The sequence below is a fragment of the Gordonia sp. 34D genome, from assembly GCF_056682775.1.
The window spans coordinates 3,704,141-3,723,667 of record NZ_CM155293.1 but is presented as its reverse complement, the minus strand read 5'-3'; the positions used below and the strand labels follow the sequence as shown (position 1 = coordinate 3,723,667).

Here is a 19,527-nt window from a genome sequence, read left to right as displayed (position 1 = left end):
CCCGCTCTTTGTCTGACAAGGAGCGGGAATCGACGCATCATGCGGGAACGGGCGGAGGGGGTTGTTACCCCAGTTTCGCGGACAGCTTCGCCAGGTAGGCCTTGGCGGTGTCGACGTCTTTGTCGGGTAGACCGTAGAGGACGCGGGTGACGCCGATTTCGGCCCAGCGGGCAAGGCGGTCAGCATCCGGACGCATATCCAGGGCGACGATCTGCGGTTGGCCCTCGCGGCCCGCGTCGGCCCAAACTCGCTTCAGGAGCGTTACCGATTCTTCGATGTCTGTCTCGCCGGGCGTCGTGATCCACCCGTCCGCACTGCGGGCAATCCACTTAAAGTTCTTCTCCGTCCCCGCCGCACCCACGTTGATCGGGATCGCGCGCGACGGTTTGGGCCACGCCCAACTCGGACCGAAGTCGACGAATTCGCCGTGATACTCGGCCTCTTCCTGCGTCCACAGCGCCCTCATCGCCTCCAGGTACTCGCGCAGCATCGTACGACGACGGCCAGCGGGGACGTGATGGTCGGCCAATTCGTCCAGGTTCCAGCCGAATCCGACACCCAAACTCACGCGCCCCTCGGAGAGATGATCGAGCGTGGCAATCGTCTTCGCGAGCGTCAGCGGGTCCGACTGCACCGGTAGCGCGACGGCCGTCGACAGTTCGATTCGGGACGTCACCGCGGCAGCGGCCGCCAGCGACGTCCATGGATCCAGGGTGCGGGTGTAGCGCTCGTCGGGCAGGCTCGAGTCGCCGGTTCGGGGATGGGCGGCCTCGCGTTTGGTCGGAATGTGACTGTGTTCCGGCACGTAGTAGGCGGCGAATCCCGCGTCTTCGATCAGCGGTGCCAAGTGTTGGGCGCGTAGCCCGCGATCGCTGGTGAACTGCACGATTCCAAAATCCACAATGACCTCCGCATTACCGCGCCCCCAAGTTGGACGCCAGACTGGACACTAGTCTAACTGGGGAATTGGGCGGGCACAGCGGCTCCACCAAGATCGGCGAAAATTCCACCGGCCGGAGTGCTCCGACTAATCGCGTCTGCGGCCAGAATTACCGCCGCCGACGTCCAACAGCTGCGTTCCACCGGCCACCGCTTGCCGTCAGAAAACACCAGGCCGGTCCAATACGAGCCGTCCGGATCGCGCAGGTGTTGGATCGACGCGACCATTGCGGCAGCCCGATCCACATCGCCGATCGCCGCCAAGGCAATCGCCAATTCGCTAGTCTCTGCCCCGGTCACCCACGGTCGATGGCTCACGCAACGGACACCCAGACCGGAAACCACGAACCGGTCCCATTCGGCATCGAGCGCGACTCGTCCCGCCTCCCCACGCAAAACGCCCCCGAGCACCGGGTAATACCAGTCCATCGAGTGTTCGCTCGGCGGCAAAAAGCTCTCCGCCGGCACCGCAAACGCTCCCGCTAGGTCGGCACGCGCACGTTCCCACTCGACGACTGCGCGCTGCGCCGATTCGTCGTCGACGCGGGCGGCGATCTTTAGCCCGCACACCAGCGACGAATAGATACTGGCATTGCCGGTGATCAGCGCGGCGTCGAACATGGCACCGGTGACGTAGTCGGCAGCCCACCGGAACGCCCCGTCGGGCCGCTGAAACAGCAGGACCCGATCGAGGGCGGCCCGGACCGTCGGCCACATGCTCCACAGGAATGCGTCATCGTCGGAGATCAGGTAGTGATGCCACACTCCGACGGCGATGTAAGCGCAAAAGTTGCTGTCGACGCCGGCATCGACGATGCGGCCCTGCCGGATTTCCATCGGCCACGAGCCGTCGTCTCGCTGGTTGTGGGCCGACCATTCGTACGCCGCACGGGCCGGATTCAGGTAGCCGCTCGCCGAAAGTGCCATGGCCGACTCGACGTGGTCCCACGGGTCGGTTTTGCCGCCCGGAAACCACGGAAGCGCACCGTCTGGTTCTTGCATTCCAGCGATTGCCGCACCCGTCTGCCGCACTTGTTCGACGGTCAGGATCCCCGGGATCGACGGAATATTCATACTTATCCGGTGGGCTTCCGCAGGTAGATCGCCACCGACTTACCGACCACCGGGTTGAGCAGTTGCTCGCCGAATTGAGTCACCCAGGGCTTGCTCATCATGTCCCACACCAACATCTTGTGATAGCCGCGGACCAGTAGATTCTTATCGTTATCGACGCCGACCGCGCACTTGAGCCACCAGTACGGGGCGTGCAGCGCATGGGCGTGCGACGTTCCCGTCAGCTCAAGCCCGGCTGCCTCCAGCTTGGACGACAGTTCCGACTCCCGGTAGATGCGAACGTGCCCGCCTTCCACCTCGTGGTACTCGTCCGACAGCGCCCAGCACACCTTTTCCGGCCAGTAGCGCGGCACGGTGACTGCAGCCGTTCCGCCCGGCTTAAGGATCCGGACCATTTCGGCGATGGCCGCTTCGTCGTCGGGAATGTGCTCCAAAATTTCCGACATCAGCACGACATCGAAGGTCGCGTCATCGTATGGGAGGGCCAGCGCGTCGCCGACTTCGGTGCGGGCAACGCCCGATTCCGGAACTTCACCGGCCGCGGCGAGCGCACCGAACATCTCGGCGACGTCTGCCATGTCACCGTCGTTCTGGTCGAAGGCGATGACATCGGCGCCGCGCCGCAGCATTTCATATGAATGCCGCCCCTGCCCCGCACCAATATCGATGGCACGAATACCGGGCCCCACCTGCAGGCGGTCAAAATCCACAGTCAGCACGGTTCTAGCGTCCTTCCGCGGCGGCGTCGATGGCCGCCTGGTATCGGTCCACGGTGGCCTGCGCGACGGCCGCCCAGCTGTAACGAGCCTGCGCCCGGGCACGACCACCAGCGCCAAGCCGGGTCGCGAGCCCGGGATCGTCAAGCAGCCGGAGCAGGGCTTGCGCCAGCGCCTCACTGTCGCGGGGTTCGACGAGGATGGCCGCCGATTCGTCGTCGCCAACGACCTCCGGAATCGCCCCGGCGCGACTGGCGATGAGGGGCGTCCCGCAGCTCATCGCCTCCACCGCGGGCAACGAGAAACCTTCGTACAGCGACGGCACGCAGGCGACCTCCGCGCGGCTCAGGAGCCCAGCGAGTTCCGTGTCATCGATGCCCGAGACAACCGACACGCGATCTGCGATCGACAGGTCGTCGATCAGTTTCGCGGACGGTCCTTCGGGGTCAAGTTTCGACACCAGCGTGAGGTGAATGTCGCGTTCGGCCGACACCTTTGCGACGGCTTCAAGCAGGTACGAAACCCCCTTGAGTGGGGCATCGGCGCTGGCCACGCAGACAATCTCGCCGGGGACTCGTCGTCCGCTCGGCGCAAACAGGTCAACGTTTACCCCCAGCGGGATGGTCGCCAACACGCCGGGCTTCACGTGAAACGCCTCGCGAATATCGTCTTCGCTGCTCTTCGACACGGTCAGCAGCGACGGAATCCGGCGCGCCACCCGCCCCTGCATGGCGAGGAACGAATGCCAGCGCCAGGCACTGATCTTTTTCAGGCCCCGCGCGGCCTTCACCGCCAGGGCCCGATCACGAGTGATCGGGTGATGGATGGTGGCAACTAACGGAAAGCCCTGTCGCTTGATCGACAGCAGCCCGTAACCCAGGCACTGGTTGTCGTGCACGACGTCAAAGTCGTTGCGCCGACCGCGCAGTACCCGCTTGGCGCGCAGGCTGAACGTCAACGGTTCACCAAATGCCGCTGTCCACATCAACGCCACCTCGACGACGTCGATCCAGTCGCGGTACTCGCGTAAACGCGGCGTTCGGAAGGGGTCGGGTTCGCCGTACAGGTCCAAGCTCGGGACCTTCGTCAGCCGGACACCCTCATCAAGTTCGGGGTACGGCTGACCCGAGAACACCTCGACGTCGTGCCCGAGTGCGGCGAGTCCGGCCGACAAGTGTCGGACGTAGACACCCTGTCCCCCACAATGCGGTTTACTGCGGTACGACAGGAGCGCAATTCGCACTATGCGCCACCGACAACGTCACCCACTGGCTCGGATTCACCCGCCACATTCTTCATTTCTTCGATCGAGGTGATCTTGACGCGACGACGTCCCGCACCAGCACCAGCCTCGCGTTCGGCAGCGTCGATCCGCTTCCAGCCCTGCAGGTCCACGCGATGCGCACCTCGGCTGATCACCAAGTCGGCGACGTCGATGGCGTCCGTCGTCGGCGTCGGGAGTGCCCCGTTGGCAAAGTCGAGGAGGATCGTCGCGGCAGCCTGCTCGCCGCACAACCGGTTGCGGCCGATGCCGCCGGTGGGTCCACGTTTGATCCATCCGGCAACGAACACGCCGGGCAGCGGTGCACCGCCGGGGCCATCGAGCACTCGGCTGTCCTCGTTCGGCACCAGCGAGGAGGCTTCGTCGAACGGCAGGTCCTTGACCGGCTGGGTGCGGTAGCCGATGGATCGAACGATGAAACCGCTGTCGAGATCGGATGTGGTGTCGGTGGCTTCGATCTTGCCGCCGCCGATGTAGCGATTGCGGACCAACTTCACTGACGAAGCGGAGTCGGTGCCCGTGATCTCGACCGGCGAGGTCAGGAACTTGAAGACGATCCGACGGTTGCCTTCCACGAGCGGCTTGGCCGCAAATTCGCGGGCCAGGCGCACCTTGGTCGCGATGACCGAGTCGAGGGTGTCGTCGGCTTCTTGTGCAGCAGCCTCGTCCGACAGCGTCAGTTCAGCCTCATCGATGACGACATCAATACCGTCAACCTCACCGAGGCCAAGGAGTTCGCCGTTAGTGAAGGCAGCGTGTTCGATGCCGCGACGACCCACCACGAACACTTCGCGAATATTCGATTCGCGGAGCGCGGCGAGTGCGTGGTCGGCGATGTCGGTGCTCGCGAGCAACTCGGGATCGGTAGCCAGGATGCGTGCGACGTCGAGCGCCACGTTGCCATTGCCAATCACGACGGCACGCTCACCCGACAGGTCAAAGGTGTGGCCCGCGAAATCGGGGTGCCCGTTGTACCAAGCGACAAACTCGGTGGCGGCGATCGAGCCGGCGAGGTCTTCGCCCGGGATATTGAGGTGACGGTCGTGCGGGGCCCCGACGGCGTAGAGGACCGCGCCGTAGCGTTCGCGGAGTTCGTCGTGCGAGATGTGCGTCCCGACCTCAACCCCGAGGTGGTAGGTGAAGTTTCGCTTCTTCTCGACGGCCGCAAAGGTGTCTTCGACACCCTTTGTCTGCGCGTGGTCGGGCGCGACACCCGCACGCACCAGGCCGTACGGGGTCGGCAGACGGTCGAACATGTCGACCTTGATCTGCGACTTCTTCACCAGTTCCTGCGCGGCGTAGAACGCTGCCGGACCGGCCCCGACGATTGCTACGCGCAGTTCGTCTGCGGGCAACTGCGGCGGTCGTGGATGCTTAACGATGCCACCCTCGACGTCGTGATCCTTGTAGTAATCGGTGTTGATCTGCAAGAACGGCAGCTGACTCGCGGGCAGCTGGTCGTCTGGGTAGATCGCACTGACGGGGCATTCGTCGACGCAAGCGCCGCAGTCGATGCAAGTCTCCGGGTCGATGTACAGCATCTCGGCCGTCAAGAAGTCCGGCTCGTCCGGAGTCGGGTGAATACAGTTGACCGGACATACTGCAACGCAGGATGCGTCGTTACAGCAGGCCCGCGTAATAATGTGCGTCATCTGTGACTTCCCTCCAACCACCAAGGGTGAACGTGTTCTAGTTTCCTTGAGAGTACCGTATTCCGCGTCACTGTCGGATTCACGCTTTCTGAGACCGATCTCCGACACCATCTCAGTTGAGGGGCCCGTTCATGACCGCATCACAGGAATACCAACCGCTCCCCGAGCGCAAAGAGGGCGCCAACTTCTACACCGCTGACTACCGCGTTCGAACCGGCGACATCGATCAAGAAATGCGGGTGCGCCTCGACGCCGTCGCCCGGTACCTGCAAGACATCGCCAACGACAACATCGCGGCGCTCCCCTTCTACGAGACCGACCCGTTCTGGATTATCCGCCGCACCGTCATTGACGTGCTGGAACCAATCACCTGGCCGTCAGATTTCACCGCCGAGCGCTGGTGCAGTGCACTCTCGACCCGCTGGACCAACATGCGAGTCCGGATCAATGCGGTCAGCGAAACAAACCGTTTCAACAGCGAAATGCGCCCCAACGGCCACATCGAGACCGAAGCATTCTGGATCAACATGACGGAATCGGGCCTACCTGCCCGCATCTCTGATCTGGCGATGGAAACTCTGGAGCCGATGACGGACGAGCATCGACTCAAGTGGAAGGCGATGAATCCGGGGAAGGCCCCGGCTGCAGCCGACGTCGACCTCCCGGATCGCGAACACGTTCTGCGGATCACCGACTTCGACCCGTTTAAGCACCTCAACAACGCCGCCTACTTCGAGGCCGTCGAAGACGAGCTGGTCGACCACCCCGACCTGATCGCGAAACCACATCGCGCCGTCATTGAGTACCTTCGGGCTATCCAGCCGGGCATGCAAGTCACCATTCGACGCCAGCGCATCGGCGACACCCTGCTCATGTGGGTCATGACGCCCGACGACGCAGGCAATTTGCAGGTGGCAGCTTCAGTGTCGGTGACGCTCATTCCCGAGTAGGCAGTGGCCCGGACTGCCCCTAGTACGCACCGCTCAGGATGAGTTCCATCAACTTAATCGGCGCCGCGCACGGGTCGCCGCCCTGCGGTGCCTCCGGCTCCACCCACCAGGTGAAGATGCCGCCAGCCGTCGCCTTCGCCGTCACCCCGCAAACGCTTGGCCGCTGCGGGTCGCGCTGGGTAAACGCAGATTGGCTGCGAACCGAGATGTTCTCGGTGGTGAAGCCCATATTCTGCGCGGTTTCCTTTTCCAGGTTGTAGTCGCCCCACTCGAACCAGTTGAACGTGACGTCAATGATCTGCGGGCTGACGATCCAGCGGCAGTTGGCACCGAAGAAATTCGGGTCCGCGGATGTTCCGCCGACCGCCTTCGCGATGGTGGGCCCGGGTAGCACTTCACATTCGGAGAGCAGATTGTCGAATTGGTCAGTGTCGACGTGCCCGGTGTCGACGCCACCTTCACGGACCGCCGTCCCGTCGACGCTGCAACCGGCGATGGTCGTAGCGGCCACGGCAATGGCTCCGGCCGCCAGCCACTTGCGGGTACGTCCGTTCCTGTTCATGACGCGCCCTTCACAACTTTCTCGGTGATGGTCTTAGCGGCCTTGCAGAGATCGCCGAGCGCGATGGTCGGTAACCGATCGGGCCCGCGCGGCGAGGCCATCGATATCTCAATGAAGTCGGCGTCCCACGCGATCGCCGTCTCGCAGATACCTTCCGTGGAGGCGATGAACCCGGGGTGACCGTCCACCTCGTAGTCACTAGTGGTGTCGCGGCTGAGCTGCTCGGTTCCGCGTTCACGGCCGATCGGCGATCCGCGATACCAGTTGAACGAAACCGACCCATTGCGTTGCTCGGAGTCGGCCCGCCACTCGCAAGTCGACGTATTGTCGATCGCCAGTTTTAGTCCCGCCATACCCGAGGTGGCAATGACATCCTCGGTGGTGAGGCCACCGCATCGCGCAAACTGCGGCCCGGTGCCCGGTTTCGGGGTCTGCGTCGACACCACGTCCGGGCTGTTCCCATTGGTGCAGCCGCTGACGAGAAGTACCAAAGCCGCGAAGACGGCGAGCAGCATCGACCCGGACTGCAGGCGGTCGATCTGGCGCCGTTCGCGTTTCGTTGGACGCCCAGCGCCGCGATCGCGGCGCGGAATGGACGCGAGGACTTCCTTCGGCGGAGGCGGCGGAGAATGGTCGATATAGCATTCGGCCGCGACCGGTGCCGAGACTCGCTTACTGATGAGTTTGACTACTTCAACAATCTTGGTCTGCTGGTGCAGTCGCACGGTAACGCGATCACCGATCGAAACCGGCGTCGCTGGTTTGGCGGTTGTGCCGTTGACTTGCACATGCCCGGCGCGGCAGGCAGCCCCCGCCGCAGACCGGGTTTTAGCTAGCCGGACCGACCACACCCAGCTATCGATACGCGTGGTCATCGTCCCCTTCTTTCGCCCCGGCACCGTTGTTGAAACGAGCTCCCAATTTGGATGTGTCCCACCCTAATTAACCGCCAGGAGTTACACGAGCGGCCCGGATCCTGATTACCAGGTTCCGGACCGCTCGTCGTTCATTGCGCTGACGCAGCCGTTAGCTGGTCAGGGCCTTTGCCTTAAGGGCATCAAACTCAGCCTGAGTAATGGTGCCGGCGTCGAGCAGTGACTTCGCGGTGGCGATGTCGGCTGCGGGCGATGCCTTTCCTGCCGCATGACGGATGTACTCCTGGCTCGCCTGTTCAGCGGAAACGGCTGCGGCGCGACTGCGGTTTGTCATGCCGGTACCGCGGAAGATCAGGTACGCGAACGCGGTGATGTACGGAACGATCACCAGGAAGATGATCCAAACGACCTTCCACCATGCCGACAGCTTGTGATCGCGGAAGAGATCGGTCAAGACCATGAAGAGAACCATCAGGTACGCGATAAACGCAAAGATGACGACCGTGTACCAGAGGACGTTCCAGAGAGAACTCCAGTCCATTTCGGGACCTGCTTTCGTAGTTGGAATTCGATCGTAGCCCCTGGGGCGACGGATTCGATGCAGACTTCCCGCTCACAAAGTACAGCGTTCACGAAAGTGACGCTAGCTGCGGAAACAGGCAAATTTTGAGCCTAAAGTCCCTGGTCGGGAATTCGACGCAGCCACGTTGTTACGCTACCGTAATCGTCGATTACCGATCACGAAAGTGCGCTCATCTGCGCCGACCCGAGCTTCAGGAGTACTACGACCATGGCAGCAGTCATCCTCTACGGCACCGAAACCGGCACCGGCGAACTCGTTGCCGATGCAATCGCTGACGTATTGGCTGCCGACAACGATCCGTCGGTGTTCGACATGGCCGAGTTTGCCGTCGAAGACCTCAATGTCGAAGACTTCCTTGTCGTCATCTGCTCCACCTACGGCGAGGGCGAATTGCCTTCGAGCGCGCTGCCCTTCGCTGAGGAACTCGATGAGGAAAAGCCGGACCTGACGGGCCTGCGTTTCACCGTCTTCGGCCTGGGCGACACCGTATACGGCGAAACTTACAACCGCGGCGGCGAAGTAATGGCAGAAAAGCTCGTCGCCTTGGGTGCCGTCGAGGTTGGCGAGCACTTCCGCCACGACGCCTCGTCGACCATCAAGCCCGCCAAGGCCGCCGCTGAGTGGGCCGAGGCAATCCCCGCCCTCATCGCCGAAGGCTAATCCGGTCCCGACGCCTCATCGTCGTTCCTCCGATTCGCGCATTTCTGTCACATCTGGCAACCGCACTCCGCCCTAGCCGTCACCAAACGCGGTGATCGGTGACGGTCTGGTCGAATCGTGACAGAAAGGCGCGGTTCGAGCGCAGCGAAATGGCGGTGGACGGGCGCTAGCTGAGTTCGACGGCGGCTTCGCGGTCGTGGAGGGGGCGTTCGGAACTTCTGGCGCTGTCTTGGGCGAGCTTCACTACGGCGATACCGGTGACCACGGCGACGATGCAGAGGAACGCGGCGGTCGGGACCGTCACGTAGATGTTTTCGCCCAGTAGGGCGACGCCGAGCGCCATGGCCACGGCCGGTTCCATCACGTTCATGGCCGGGAACGACGTCTGCAGATCTCCCGCACCGAAACCGCGCTGCTGCGCGATGATCGCCAAGAGCACCACCGCCAGCAGCAAATACAGTTCGACGTGAACAAACAGGGTGCCCGGAGCGTCGATCATCCGGAAGGCGACGGCCTTCACCAACGGCGCGGAAACACCGAACAGCGCACCGGCTGCGAGGCCGTAGCTGAGCGCCCGGAGATGCCCGCTCTGGCAGCGCTCGGCCGCGACCACGATGCCGATGATCCCGACCACCAAGACCGTCACGGTGATGACCATGCTCAGCATGTCGGGGCGACGATCGGTCGATACTGGACGGGCCAGCAGCAAGAACAATACGACGCCGACAACCAGCGCGGTGCCCCACAGCCATTCGCTTTTGAGCAGGTGCCGTTTGTCGATCCAGTTCTCCATCGGCAACGCAAAGAGCACCGCCAGGACCAGCAGCGGTTGCACCACCAGAATTGATCCCAGAGCCAGCGCCGTCGCCTGCAGGCTAAACCCCATCAGCGCGATGAATGCGCCGAGCCACCAGCCCGGGGTGATTGCCCCGCTGGCCGCCGAGGACCGTTGGCGGAGAACGGTACCGGCGGCAATCAGAACTGCCGCGGCGATCGCGAACAGAATCGGGGCCCAGGTGTGCATTAACTACAGATTAGTGCCCTAGCCCCGGGCTAGCTGCCCGACGGTGGCGAGGAACCTCAACGTGTGACGAGCAACTCGGTCGATACCGGCGTCGGGTTCACGGTGAGATCCTGGACCGGGCAGTGTCGCTCGACGGTTTCCTGAAGTCGGCGGTAGTCCCCGTCGGACGCTGGCCCGGTGATCCTGGCGACCACCCGGACGGCAGTGAATCCCGGGCGGACGTCGTCCGCTAAACCGAAGAAGCCGCGGACGTCGAGGTCTCCTTCGGCAGTCAGTTGGAGGTCGTCGAAGGTAATGCCAAGCCGCTCGGCCCAGAACCGGTAGGTCACTACCTGGCACGACAGCAGCGCCGCCAAGTAGTACTCGACGGGGTTGGGTGCGGTGTCATTGCCGCCGAGCGTCGGCGGTTCGTCCGCGGTGATACTGAACGACCGCAAGCTGATCTCACTGGAGACACCGTCGGCAGCGACGGCCGACGCGGCAAATACCACCTGCCCGTTTGTCGGTTTGGTTGAAACAGCGTTTGCTGTCGCACTGGCGATCTTGTTCAGCGGGGTCGCCGTGGCAGGGATGTCGATGAGTTCTGTTGTCGTCATGGGACGACCGTACGAACCCATGCAGCCGATCAGAAGGGTTCGGCGCAGCGGGGGTTTATGTCGCCGAATCAAAGCTCGGGCACGGACAATCGAGCGGCCGCCGCGAACTGCGCGCCTCACGAAAACTGTCAGTGGGTCGTTCTACGGTGGTTCTATGAGTTATCGCAGAGCTCTCGAACGCTTGGCGACGTTGCCGTCGCACGAGATAGCCGCGGCCTGCTCCGGCACCCGGATCCCGTCATTGATAACGCAGTGCGTCGATGAACTGATGGAGTTGACCGCTCTCGCCGATGAGGCCATGCTCGACGATCGGTACATGGAGTTTGTGCTCTACACGCAAGAAGTTTCGGCGTGGAGCGAAACGGTGCAGATGCTGCGCATCATGGCGAGCGACTCAACTCTGACTGCCCGTGCGGCCATGGGCGAAATCGCATGAGCGACCGCACACTGGTTCTGATGCGCCACGGAAAGTCGGCCTACCCCGATGGTGTCTACGACCATGACCGCCCGCTCAATGGACGAGGCATGCGCCAGGCAGCGCTCGCTGGCCAATGGCTCACCGACGACCGCATCGACGTCGACTTCGCGTTGTGTTCTACCGCCGAACGCACCCGAATGACGCTCGCGCAAACCGAGATCGATGTGCCAACGGAATACGTCAGCGACCTTTACGGGGGAACCCCCGCCGAGATCTTCGAGAGCATCCGCATCTATGCGCCCGCTGACGCCTCCACCGTGCTCGTGGTTGGACATTTCCCCGGCATGCCCGAGGCTGCCCTCGCCCTCGACCCGAACGGCGAGATCGACCGCTTCCCGACGTCGGCGTACGCCGTCGTGAAAGTTGGCGTTCCGTGGGATCGGCTCGGCATCGACGTCGATCCCGATGCCCGACTCGTCGGGTTTCAAGTCCCGCGGTAACCCATCCACGCGCCAGGTACGCTCGCAGCCATGGCCCCCGTGATCACTACTCCGACCAATGCGGACCTGGTTCACCTGCGAAGCTGCGTCACCCTTGCCCGCGAAGCCCTCGACGAGGGCGATGAACCCTTCGGTTCCCTTATCGTCGACCATGCTGGCGTCATCCGATTCGCGGACCGCAATCGGGTCAGCGGCGGCGACCACACGCGTCACCCCGAGTTCGCGATCGCCCGCTGGGCGGCCAAGAACCTCACCGAGGAGCAACGCGCAGCCGCCACCGTTTACACGTCGGGCGAACACTGCCCGATGTGCGCAGCAGCGCACGCATGGGTTGGACTTGGCCGCATTGTGTACGCCGCCAGTTCCGATCAACTATCCGTCTGGCGAACCAGTTGGGGCCTGCCAGCATTGCCGGTCGCCGCCTTGCCGATTAACAAGGTCGCGCCCGATGTTGCTGTCGCTGGACCGGCTCCGGAGCTGGAGGACGAGCTACGCCAGTTGCACGCCCGCTCCGCAGGCGTTTAAACGGCCGGATCCAACAACTCCAGCCGCACAGCCATCAGCCTGATGGGTTTTTGGATGTCGAACGCGTCGAGGAGAGCGATTGCCGTGCCGACGATTGTCTCGAAGTCGATGGTTGGTTCCGGCAGCTTCCGCATCTTTGTGCGGGTGAAGAACGACGCGGTCCGGACCGTTAGACCGACCCGAAACGGTACCCGCGCCTCGGCAACTACTTGATCGAACGCCTCCTTCGTCAGGTCGCGCACCGCCGCGCGCAGATCGTCGCGATCAGTGAGATCCACATCAAACGTGCGCGCCTTGGAGTGCGACTTGGCGATGTACGGCTCGTCGGAGATCGCGTCGTCTCCCCCACCGCGGCACAGCACATACAACCAATTGCCTTGGTGCGGACCAAACATCGCGACCAATTGTTCGCGGTCGGTAGCCACCAACTGGGCGACGGTGTCGATGCCCGCCTCAGCGAGTTTGGTTGCCGTCCGCGAGCCGACGCTCCACAGGTCCCGGCACGGACGGTCGTCCATCAGCGACGACCAGTTGCCGTCGTCGAGGACAAACACCCGGTCGTCCGGCGAGGCCGCCGGGTCTCGGACCGCCTGTTTCGCAAACCCTGTCGCGGCTTTAGCCCGCTGTTTGTTGTCGGAGATTCCTACGCAACTGTGCAGGCCCGTCTCAACCAGTACTGACTGTCGGACGCGCTGCGCCACGGCAATCACGTCGTTAACGCTGCGGGCTGCGGGCTCTGACTGCACTTCCAGGCCGAGGTACGCCTCGTCCCAACCCCACACTTCCAGGGCATCGCCGCCCCGAGCGACGACGTTCATGACGCGCGCTGACGCCTCCTCGTATGCGGCCATGTCGAGCGGCAGAAAGACGGCGTCGGGCACCTTTTTCGCGGCGGCCCGCATCGGCATTCCGGCGCGGACGCCCAGTGCCCGCACCTCATACGACGCGCATGTCACGACCTGCCGTGGCCGGGCCGGATCGCCGTCCCCACCGACGATCACGCCGCGACCAGCAAGATCAGGCCGGCGGAGTCGTTCCACCGAGACTTGAAATTGGTCGAGGTCGATGTGCAACAGCCAGCGGTAGCGCGGCGGGTCACCCATGCTTCGACTGTATTCGCGTTGAGCCGACGGCATCACTAGACCGCTGCCACGCGTACCACGCCACTCCGCAGAACGCCGCGAGCATGACGAGGTCGGCGATGAAAGCTACCGGTGCCTCGCGCGTGACGCGCGCAATCGGGAACGCGACCGCGGCGACGAGCACCGCGACGACGCAGGTCTGGGGCACCGTGCGCGCCCGCCACAGCATCGCCCCGAAAACCATCAGCGCGAACGGAAAGGTCGGCCCGGCCAGCAAGAACATAATCGTGCCGACCGTCGGATAGCCGTCGAACGCCGCGAGGGCCGAACTGTTGTCGGCCCCGAACACGGCTTCAAAGAAGCCCTGCAGCCCGAATGCGACGGTCCCGAACATGCCGATCAGCACCAGCAGGACCCAGAGCCCGGAAACGACGGGGAAGGGTTTTCGCAGGTTCTCGTACTCACCGAGCAGGCCGAAGACCCACGGCACGGTCGACACGGCAATGAGCATTCCGCCTGCCACTCCGTAATGCCCGTCGTTCCAGAACAGCGGGGACAGTGCGAAGATGGCCGGACCTACGACCAGTCCCAGAGCTTGTAACCGTGAGATGAGCATGGGCTGACGGTAATCCATTCGGGAGATTGGGATCTCCCTTTCATCTTCATCGCCGCGGGTCGCCCATCCTTGCAATGCAATTCCGGCACAACGTCGGTATTCATGTTCGCGGCCATCGCCATGCCCCACATCGTCGATGCTGTCGACGTTCGTCCCCTATCTGCCGCAGCTAGGGGCGACCACACCGCGTGATTGCGCAACATGTCGCTATCGATTGGGAAACGACCGGCACCCGAACGTCGCTGGAGAATGCCCAGTTGCGTACCGTCAAACAGATGATGGCTCTGCGCATACCCGGCACTTCGTTCGAATTTGGTTCTCGTGCACCGGTTGTCGCGCTGGCTGTTGTGCTCGCAATGGTGTCCAGTCTGATCGTTGGCCCCGCGCCCACGGCCACGGCGGACCCGGTCACGCCGGTCGCAAAACCTGTCAGCGCAACAAACACCACGATCTCCGTCTACTCGCAGGCGATGCACCGCTGGGTTCGTAGCGACGTTCTCCATCCGGTCGGTCGTCCCGCTGGGTTGCCGACCTTTTACATGCTGCCCGGAGCAGGCGGTGCCGAGGACGGCATCTCCTGGTTCAACAACACCCGGGTCCGACAGTTCTTTGCGGGTAAGCGCGTCAACGTCGTTCTGCCGATTGGCGGCAGGTTTTCGATGATGACTGACTGGCGCTCGAACGATCCGGCGCTTGGACGAAACAAGTGGCAGACCTTCATCACGAAGGAACTCCCAGCCGCTGTGAATCGGCAGTTCCGCACCAATGGCATCAATGCCCTGTCTGGCGTTTCAATGTCGGCTGGGCCGGCTCTCGATCTCGCGACCCAAATGCCCGGCCTGTATCGGGCGGTCGCCGCCTATAGCGGCTGCCCCGGCACAACCGATCCCCTCGGCCAGCTCGCGACGATGGCGGTCGTCGCTCGGGGCGGCGGCAACGTCGCGAACATGTGGGGTGCACCCGGTAGCGCCATGTGGCGTCAGCACGATCCGGTCATCAACGCGGGCAAGCTCCGCGGCAAGGCCATTTACCTGTCCGCGGGTTCCGGGATCGCCGGCCCCGTCGACGGCAGCCTGCTCCAGAACGGTAGCGGCCTGGTCGGGGGCAACATCATCGAGGCCATCGCCCTTCAGTGCACCACCAACATGTCGAACCGCTTGAATGGCCTCGGCATCGGTCACCGCTTTGTGCGTCGCCCCGACGGCGTCCACACCTGGGACCTCTTCTACGCTGACCTCCGCAACTCCTGGCCCATGATCGCCCGCGCCATCGGCGCATAGCGACAGGCGCCGTAGGTGCTGAACAAACGCATCCGCGTAGTTCGTTGGTCTTCGCTCCGTCTGTGACGGAGCGAAGACCAACGAACTACGCGGATGTATGTATTTCCGGGCGCGACAACGAAAAGGCCCCCGAACCGTTAGCGGTTCGGGGGCCTTCGGCTAGGTCAGCGGAACTCGCTGCCGAAGCCGTAATCGTCGAGAGGAACGGCGGCACCGCTCGGGGCACCGAAGGTGCCGTCCGGGCTGTAGTAGGTGTCGTCGTAGGTCGGCAGAGCGTAAGCGGCTGCACGAGCCTCTTCCGTCGGCTGAACCTCGATGTTGCGGTAACGGTTGATGCCGGTACCGGCCGGGATCAACTTACCGATGATCACGTTCTCCTTGAGGCCGACGAGCTTGTCGCTACGGCTGTTGATAGCCGCATCGGTCAGCACGCGAGTGGTCTCCTGGAACGACGCGGCCGACAGCCACGAGTCGGTGGCCAGCGAAGCCTTCGTGATGCCCATGAGGACCGGACGGCCGGCAGCCGGCTCTCCACCCTCGGCAACCACGTTGCGGTTCGCGGCTTCGAACTCGGCGCGCTCGGTCAACGAACCTGGCAGGAACTCGGTCGCACCGGAATCGATGATCGTGACGCGACGCAGCATCTGCCGGACGATCGTTTCCACGTGCTTGTCGTGGATCGACACACCCTGGCTGCGGTACACCTCCTGGACCTCGTTGACGAGGTGGATCTGCACCTGACGCGGGCCCATGACGCGGAGCACCTCGTGCGGGTCGGCAGCGCCCTCAAGCAGCTGCTGACCAACCTCGACGTGATCACCGTCGGCGAGCAGACGCTCACTGCCGTCTTCGTGCTTGAAGACACGCAGACGCTGACGCTTCGAGAGCTTGTCGTAGACGACTTCCTCGCTCCCGTCATCCGGGATGATGGTGATCTTGTAGAAACGATCATCGTCTTCCATGCGGATGCGACCGGAAACCTCGGCGATCGGAGCCTTGCCCTTGGGGACACGGGCTTCGAACAGCTCGGTGACACGAGGCAGACCACCGGTGATGTCGTCACCGACGCCACCCTGGTGGAACGTACGCATCGTCAGCTGGGTACCGGGCTCACCAATCGACTGAGCGGCGATAATACCGACCGCTTCGCCGATGTCGACGAGCTTGCCGGTGGCCATCGAACGGCCGTAGCAAAGCGCGCAAACGCCGGTGCCCGTGCCACAGGTGAGGACCGAACGCACCTTGACCTCGGTGACGCCAGCGGCGAGGAGTGCCTCGATAGCCGGATCGCCCAAGTCATTGCCACGCTCAACGACGACGTTGCCGTCAGCGTCGACCGCGTCGGACGCCAAGGTCCGTGCGTAAGCCGACGTCTCCACGTGTGCATCGCGGATGATGGTGCCGTCGGCCTGCTTCTCGCCGAGCGTCACCAGGATGCCGCGCTCAGTGCCACAGTCGGTCTCGCGAACGATGACGTCCTGCGACACGTCCACCAGACGACGGGTCAGGTAACCCGAGTCAGCGGTACGCAGAGCCGTATCGGCCAGACCCTTACGGGCACCGTGCGTGTTAATGAAGTACTCGGCAACCGTCAAACCTTCACGGAACGACGACTTGATCGGGCGCGGGATGAACTCACCCTTCGGGTTTGTCACCAGGCCCTTCATGCCCGACAGGTTACGCACCTGCGTCATATTGCCGGTTGCACCCGACTTCGGGATCATCGTGATCGGGTTGTCGTCCGGGTAGTAATCCTCAAGCGCCTTACCGACTTCTTCGGTGGCCTGCTTCCAGATCTCAACTAGGGCGTCACGACGCTCGTCGGGGGTCAAGCCACCGCGCTGGAACTTGCGCTCCAGACCGTCGGCCCGCTCCTCGTAACGTTCCAGGATCTCGGCCTTGGCCGGGGGAACCAGAACGTCCGACATCGAGACGGTGACACCCGAACGGGTTGCCCAGTAGAAGCCGACATCCTTCAGCTTGTCGACAGTCTGAGCGACGACAATCATCGGGTAGCGCTCGGCGAGATCGTTAATGATCACGGCCTGACGCTTCTTCGGCATCTGCTCGTCGATGAACGGGTAGTCACGCGGGAGCAGCTCATTGAACAGCACGCGACCGAGGGTCGTGATGGTCTCCCACGCCTGTCCACGGGTCCAGCCGTCGGGGAACTGCTCGGCCTCAACATCGGCCGGCGGACGCTGCTCGGTCAGACGCACCTTGATGCGCGACTGAATCGACAGGGCGCCGCGGTCGACGGCCATGATCGCTTCAGACGGGGTCGAGTAGACGCCGCGTTCCACGTCGTCCTTGGTGGCCGGGGTGTATTCGCCGATCAACCCATCCTTCTGGGTCGTCAGGAAGTACAGACCGGTCACCATGTCCAGGCGGGGCATAGCGAGCGGGCGGCCCGAAGCCGGCGACAGGATGTTGTTGCTCGACAGCATCAGGATGCGAGCTTCAGCCTGTGCCTCCGACGACAGCGGCAGGTGAACTGCCATCTGGTCACCGTCGAAGTCGGCGTTGAAGGCTTCACAGACGAGCGGGTGCAGCTGAATTGCCTTGCCTTCAACCAGCTGGGGCTCGAACGCCTGAATACCGAGGCGGTGCAGGGTAGGTGCACGGTTCAGCAGAACCGGGTGCTCCGAGATGACCTCTTCGAGGACGTCCCACACGGCGGGGCGCTGACGCTCCACCATGCGCTTGGCCGACTTGATGTTCTGAGCCTGGTTGAGGTCAACCAGACGCTTCATCACGAACGGCTTGAACAGCTCGAGAGCCATCAGCTTCGGCAGACCGCACTGGTGCAGCTTGAGCTGCGGGCCGACGACGATGACCGAACGGCCCGAGTAGTCGACGCGCTTGCCGAGGAGGTTCTGGCGGAAACGACCCTGCTTGCCCTTGAGCAGATCGCTCAACGACTTCAGCGGGCGGTTACCCGGTCCAGTGACCGGACGTCCACGACGACCATTGTCGAAGAGGGCGTCGACCGACTCCTGCAGCATCCGCTTCTCGTTGTTGACGATGATCTCGGGAGCACCGAGGTCGATCAGTCGCTTGAGGCGGTTGTTGCGGTTGATGACACGACGGTAGAGGTCGTTCAGGTCGGAGGTCGCGAAGCGACCACCGTCGAGCTGAACCATCGGACGCAGCTCCGGCGGGATCACCGGCACGGCGTCGAGGACCATGGCCTGCGGCGAGTTGCCGGACTGCTGGAACGCCGCAACGACCTTGAGTCGCTTGAGCGCACGCAGCTTCTTCTGGCCCTTGCCGGTGCGGATGGTTTCGCGCAGCGATTCAGCTTCAGCTTCGATGTCGAAGGTCTCGAGCAGACGCTTGATGGCCTCGGCACCCATCGAGCCGGTGAAGTACTCGCCGAAGCGGTCTTCGAGCTCGCGGTAGAGGCGCTCGTCGATGATCAGGTCACCGAGCGACAGCTTGGTGAACTTGTCCCAGATCTCGTCGAGAGCTTCGACCTCACGGTTGGCGTGGTCACGCATGCGCTTGAGCTCACGCTCAGCGGCATCGCGCACCTTGCGCTTGGCGTCGGCCTTGGCACCTTCAGCTTCGAGCTCAGCCAGGTCGGCTTCGAGCTTCTGCTGGCGCTCGTTGAGCGCAGCTTCCATGTCGTCGAGGATCGCCTTGCGCTCCACACCGATCTCAGCTTCACGGGTCGACAGTTCCGCATGGCGGAGTTCGTCGTCGATCGCGGTGATCACGTAGGCGGCGAAGTAGATGATCTTTTCGAGATCCTTCGGAGCCAAGTCGAGCAGGTAGCCCAAGCGACTCGGAACGCCCTTGAAGTACCAGATGTGCGTGACCGGGGCGGCCAGCTCAATGTGGCCCATCCGCTCACGGCGGACCTTGGCCTTGGTGACCTCAACGCCGCAACGCTCGCAGATGATGCCCTTGAAGCGGACGCGCTTGTACTTACCGCAGTAGCACTCCCAGTCGCGAGTAGGTCCGAAGATCTTCTCGCAGAACAGGCCGTCCTTCTCAGGCTTCAGCGTGCGGTAGTTGATGGTCTCCGGCTTCTTGACTTCACCGAACGACCAGTTGTGGATGTCGTCGGCCGTCGCCAGGCCGATCTTGAGTTCGTCGAAAAAGTTGACGTCGAGCACTAGTTGCCTTTCAGTGTCTCTTATTGTCAGCGGGCGGTGCGGAGTGTGAACTTCGCACCGGCCCTCCAGGTC

General features: G+C 63.2%; 19 protein-coding genes. 6 read left to right on the top strand and 13 right to left on the bottom strand.

Translation table 11 applies throughout. From position 1 onward, the window contains the following. Window positions 1-64: 64 nt before the first annotated feature. Genes AC1L34_RS17385 through AC1L34_RS17365 form a run of 5 tightly spaced genes read right to left on the bottom strand, consistent with a single transcriptional unit; the run spans window position 65 to window position 5,663 of the window. On the bottom strand, window positions 65-901 hold the full coding sequence (locus tag AC1L34_RS17385) for an LLM class F420-dependent oxidoreductase (protein WP_424294681.1): 837 nt from the start codon (window positions 899-901) through the stop codon (window positions 65-67). 53 nt (window positions 902-954) lie between these two features. Continuing rightward, entirely contained in the window at window positions 955-2,013 is a 1,059-nt protein-coding gene (locus AC1L34_RS17380; RefSeq protein ID WP_424321834.1) for a prenyltransferase/squalene oxidase repeat-containing protein, read from the bottom strand. Between the two features lie 2 nt (window positions 2,014-2,015). Then, window positions 2,016-2,732: a class I SAM-dependent methyltransferase gene (locus AC1L34_RS17375; RefSeq protein WP_424321835.1), complete on the bottom strand. Its 717-nt coding sequence runs from the start codon at window positions 2,730-2,732 to the stop codon at window positions 2,016-2,018. A 4-nt stretch (window positions 2,733-2,736) separates the two neighbouring features. Then, a complete protein-coding gene (locus tag AC1L34_RS17370) occupies window positions 2,737-3,972 on the bottom strand; it encodes a glycosyltransferase family 4 protein (protein WP_424294685.1) in 1,236 nt (411 codons plus the stop codon). Next, window positions 3,972-5,663, bottom strand: a complete 1,692-nt coding sequence (locus AC1L34_RS17365; protein WP_424294687.1) for an FAD-dependent oxidoreductase — start codon at window positions 5,661-5,663, stop codon at window positions 3,972-3,974. The genes AC1L34_RS17370 and AC1L34_RS17365 overlap by 1 nt, the downstream gene beginning before the upstream one ends. Before the next feature lie 131 nt (window positions 5,664-5,794). Between AC1L34_RS17365 and AC1L34_RS17360 the strand changes: the two genes are divergently transcribed. Continuing rightward, window positions 5,795-6,613, top strand: a complete 819-nt coding sequence (locus AC1L34_RS17360) for an acyl-[acyl-carrier-protein] thioesterase (RefSeq protein ID WP_424321836.1) — start codon at window positions 5,795-5,797, stop codon at window positions 6,611-6,613. 19 nt (window positions 6,614-6,632) lie between these two features. Here the strand turns inward: AC1L34_RS17360 and AC1L34_RS17355 are convergent, their stop codons facing one another. From AC1L34_RS17355 to AC1L34_RS17345, 3 genes are all read right to left on the bottom strand, one after another. Then, window positions 6,633-7,175, bottom strand: a complete 543-nt coding sequence (locus AC1L34_RS17355) for a DUF3558 domain-containing protein (protein ID WP_424294690.1) — start codon at window positions 7,173-7,175, stop codon at window positions 6,633-6,635. Continuing rightward, window positions 7,172-8,050 (bottom strand): DUF3558 family protein, encoded by an 879-nt coding sequence (locus AC1L34_RS17350; RefSeq protein WP_424325773.1) that lies wholly within the window; start codon window positions 8,048-8,050, stop codon window positions 7,172-7,174. Before AC1L34_RS17350 ends, AC1L34_RS17355 begins: the two co-directional genes overlap by 4 nt. 151 nt (window positions 8,051-8,201) lie before the next feature. Beyond that, entirely contained in the window at window positions 8,202-8,591 is a 390-nt protein-coding gene (locus AC1L34_RS17345) for an SHOCT domain-containing protein (protein ID WP_424294693.1), read from the bottom strand. A gap of 249 nt (window positions 8,592-8,840) precedes the next feature. Here AC1L34_RS17345 and AC1L34_RS17340 point away from each other — a divergent pair, with 249 nt between their 5' ends. Continuing rightward, window positions 8,841-9,293 (top strand): flavodoxin domain-containing protein, encoded by a 453-nt coding sequence (locus tag AC1L34_RS17340; protein WP_424325031.1) that lies wholly within the window; start codon window positions 8,841-8,843, stop codon window positions 9,291-9,293. A gap of 166 nt (window positions 9,294-9,459) precedes the next feature. On the opposite strand, the gene AC1L34_RS17335 is transcribed toward AC1L34_RS17340, so the two are convergent. Beyond that, on the bottom strand, window positions 9,460-10,317 hold the full coding sequence (locus AC1L34_RS17335; protein WP_480034966.1) for a DMT family transporter: 858 nt from the start codon (window positions 10,315-10,317) through the stop codon (window positions 9,460-9,462). 56 nt (window positions 10,318-10,373) lie between these two features. Next, the gene (locus AC1L34_RS17330; RefSeq protein WP_424295579.1) at window positions 10,374-10,889 is read right to left on the bottom strand and encodes an OsmC family protein; all 516 of its coding nucleotides are present in this window, start codon (window positions 10,887-10,889) and stop codon (window positions 10,374-10,376) included. A gap of 178 nt (window positions 10,890-11,067) precedes the next feature. On the opposite strand from AC1L34_RS17330, the gene AC1L34_RS17325 reads away from it, so the two are divergent. Genes AC1L34_RS17325 through AC1L34_RS17315 form a run of 3 tightly spaced genes read left to right on the top strand, consistent with a single transcriptional unit; the run spans window position 11,068 to window position 12,356 of the window. Beyond that, complete coding sequence (locus AC1L34_RS17325) at window positions 11,068-11,349, top strand: hypothetical protein (RefSeq protein ID WP_424295575.1); 282 nt, start codon at window positions 11,068-11,070, stop codon at window positions 11,347-11,349. Beyond that, window positions 11,346-11,831 (top strand): SixA phosphatase family protein, encoded by a 486-nt coding sequence (locus AC1L34_RS17320; protein WP_424295573.1) that lies wholly within the window; start codon window positions 11,346-11,348, stop codon window positions 11,829-11,831. Before AC1L34_RS17325 ends, AC1L34_RS17320 begins: the two co-directional genes overlap by 4 nt. 30 nt (window positions 11,832-11,861) lie before the next feature. Then, window positions 11,862-12,356, top strand: coding sequence for a nucleoside deaminase (locus AC1L34_RS17315; protein ID WP_424295571.1), 495 nt, complete (start codon window positions 11,862-11,864; stop codon window positions 12,354-12,356). On the opposite strand, the gene AC1L34_RS17310 is transcribed toward AC1L34_RS17315, so the two are convergent. Further along, the gene (locus tag AC1L34_RS17310; RefSeq protein ID WP_424321838.1) at window positions 12,353-13,459 is read right to left on the bottom strand and encodes a DNA polymerase IV; all 1,107 of its coding nucleotides are present in this window, start codon (window positions 13,457-13,459) and stop codon (window positions 12,353-12,355) included. The genes AC1L34_RS17315 and AC1L34_RS17310 overlap by 4 nt on opposite strands. Continuing rightward, window positions 13,452-14,054: a hypothetical protein gene (locus AC1L34_RS17305; protein WP_424295567.1), complete on the bottom strand. Its 603-nt coding sequence runs from the start codon at window positions 14,052-14,054 to the stop codon at window positions 13,452-13,454. Before AC1L34_RS17305 ends, AC1L34_RS17310 begins: the two co-directional genes overlap by 8 nt. A gap of 356 nt (window positions 14,055-14,410) precedes the next feature. On the opposite strand from AC1L34_RS17305, the gene AC1L34_RS17300 reads away from it, so the two are divergent. After that, window positions 14,411-15,334 (top strand): alpha/beta hydrolase, encoded by a 924-nt coding sequence (locus AC1L34_RS17300; protein ID WP_480035347.1) that lies wholly within the window; start codon window positions 14,411-14,413, stop codon window positions 15,332-15,334. A 164-nt stretch (window positions 15,335-15,498) separates the two neighbouring features. Here the strand turns inward: AC1L34_RS17300 and AC1L34_RS17295 are convergent, their stop codons facing one another. Beyond that, window positions 15,499-19,455, bottom strand: coding sequence for a DNA-directed RNA polymerase subunit beta' (locus AC1L34_RS17295; protein WP_424297178.1), 3,957 nt, complete (start codon window positions 19,453-19,455; stop codon window positions 15,499-15,501). Window positions 19,456-19,527 lie beyond the last annotated feature (72 nt).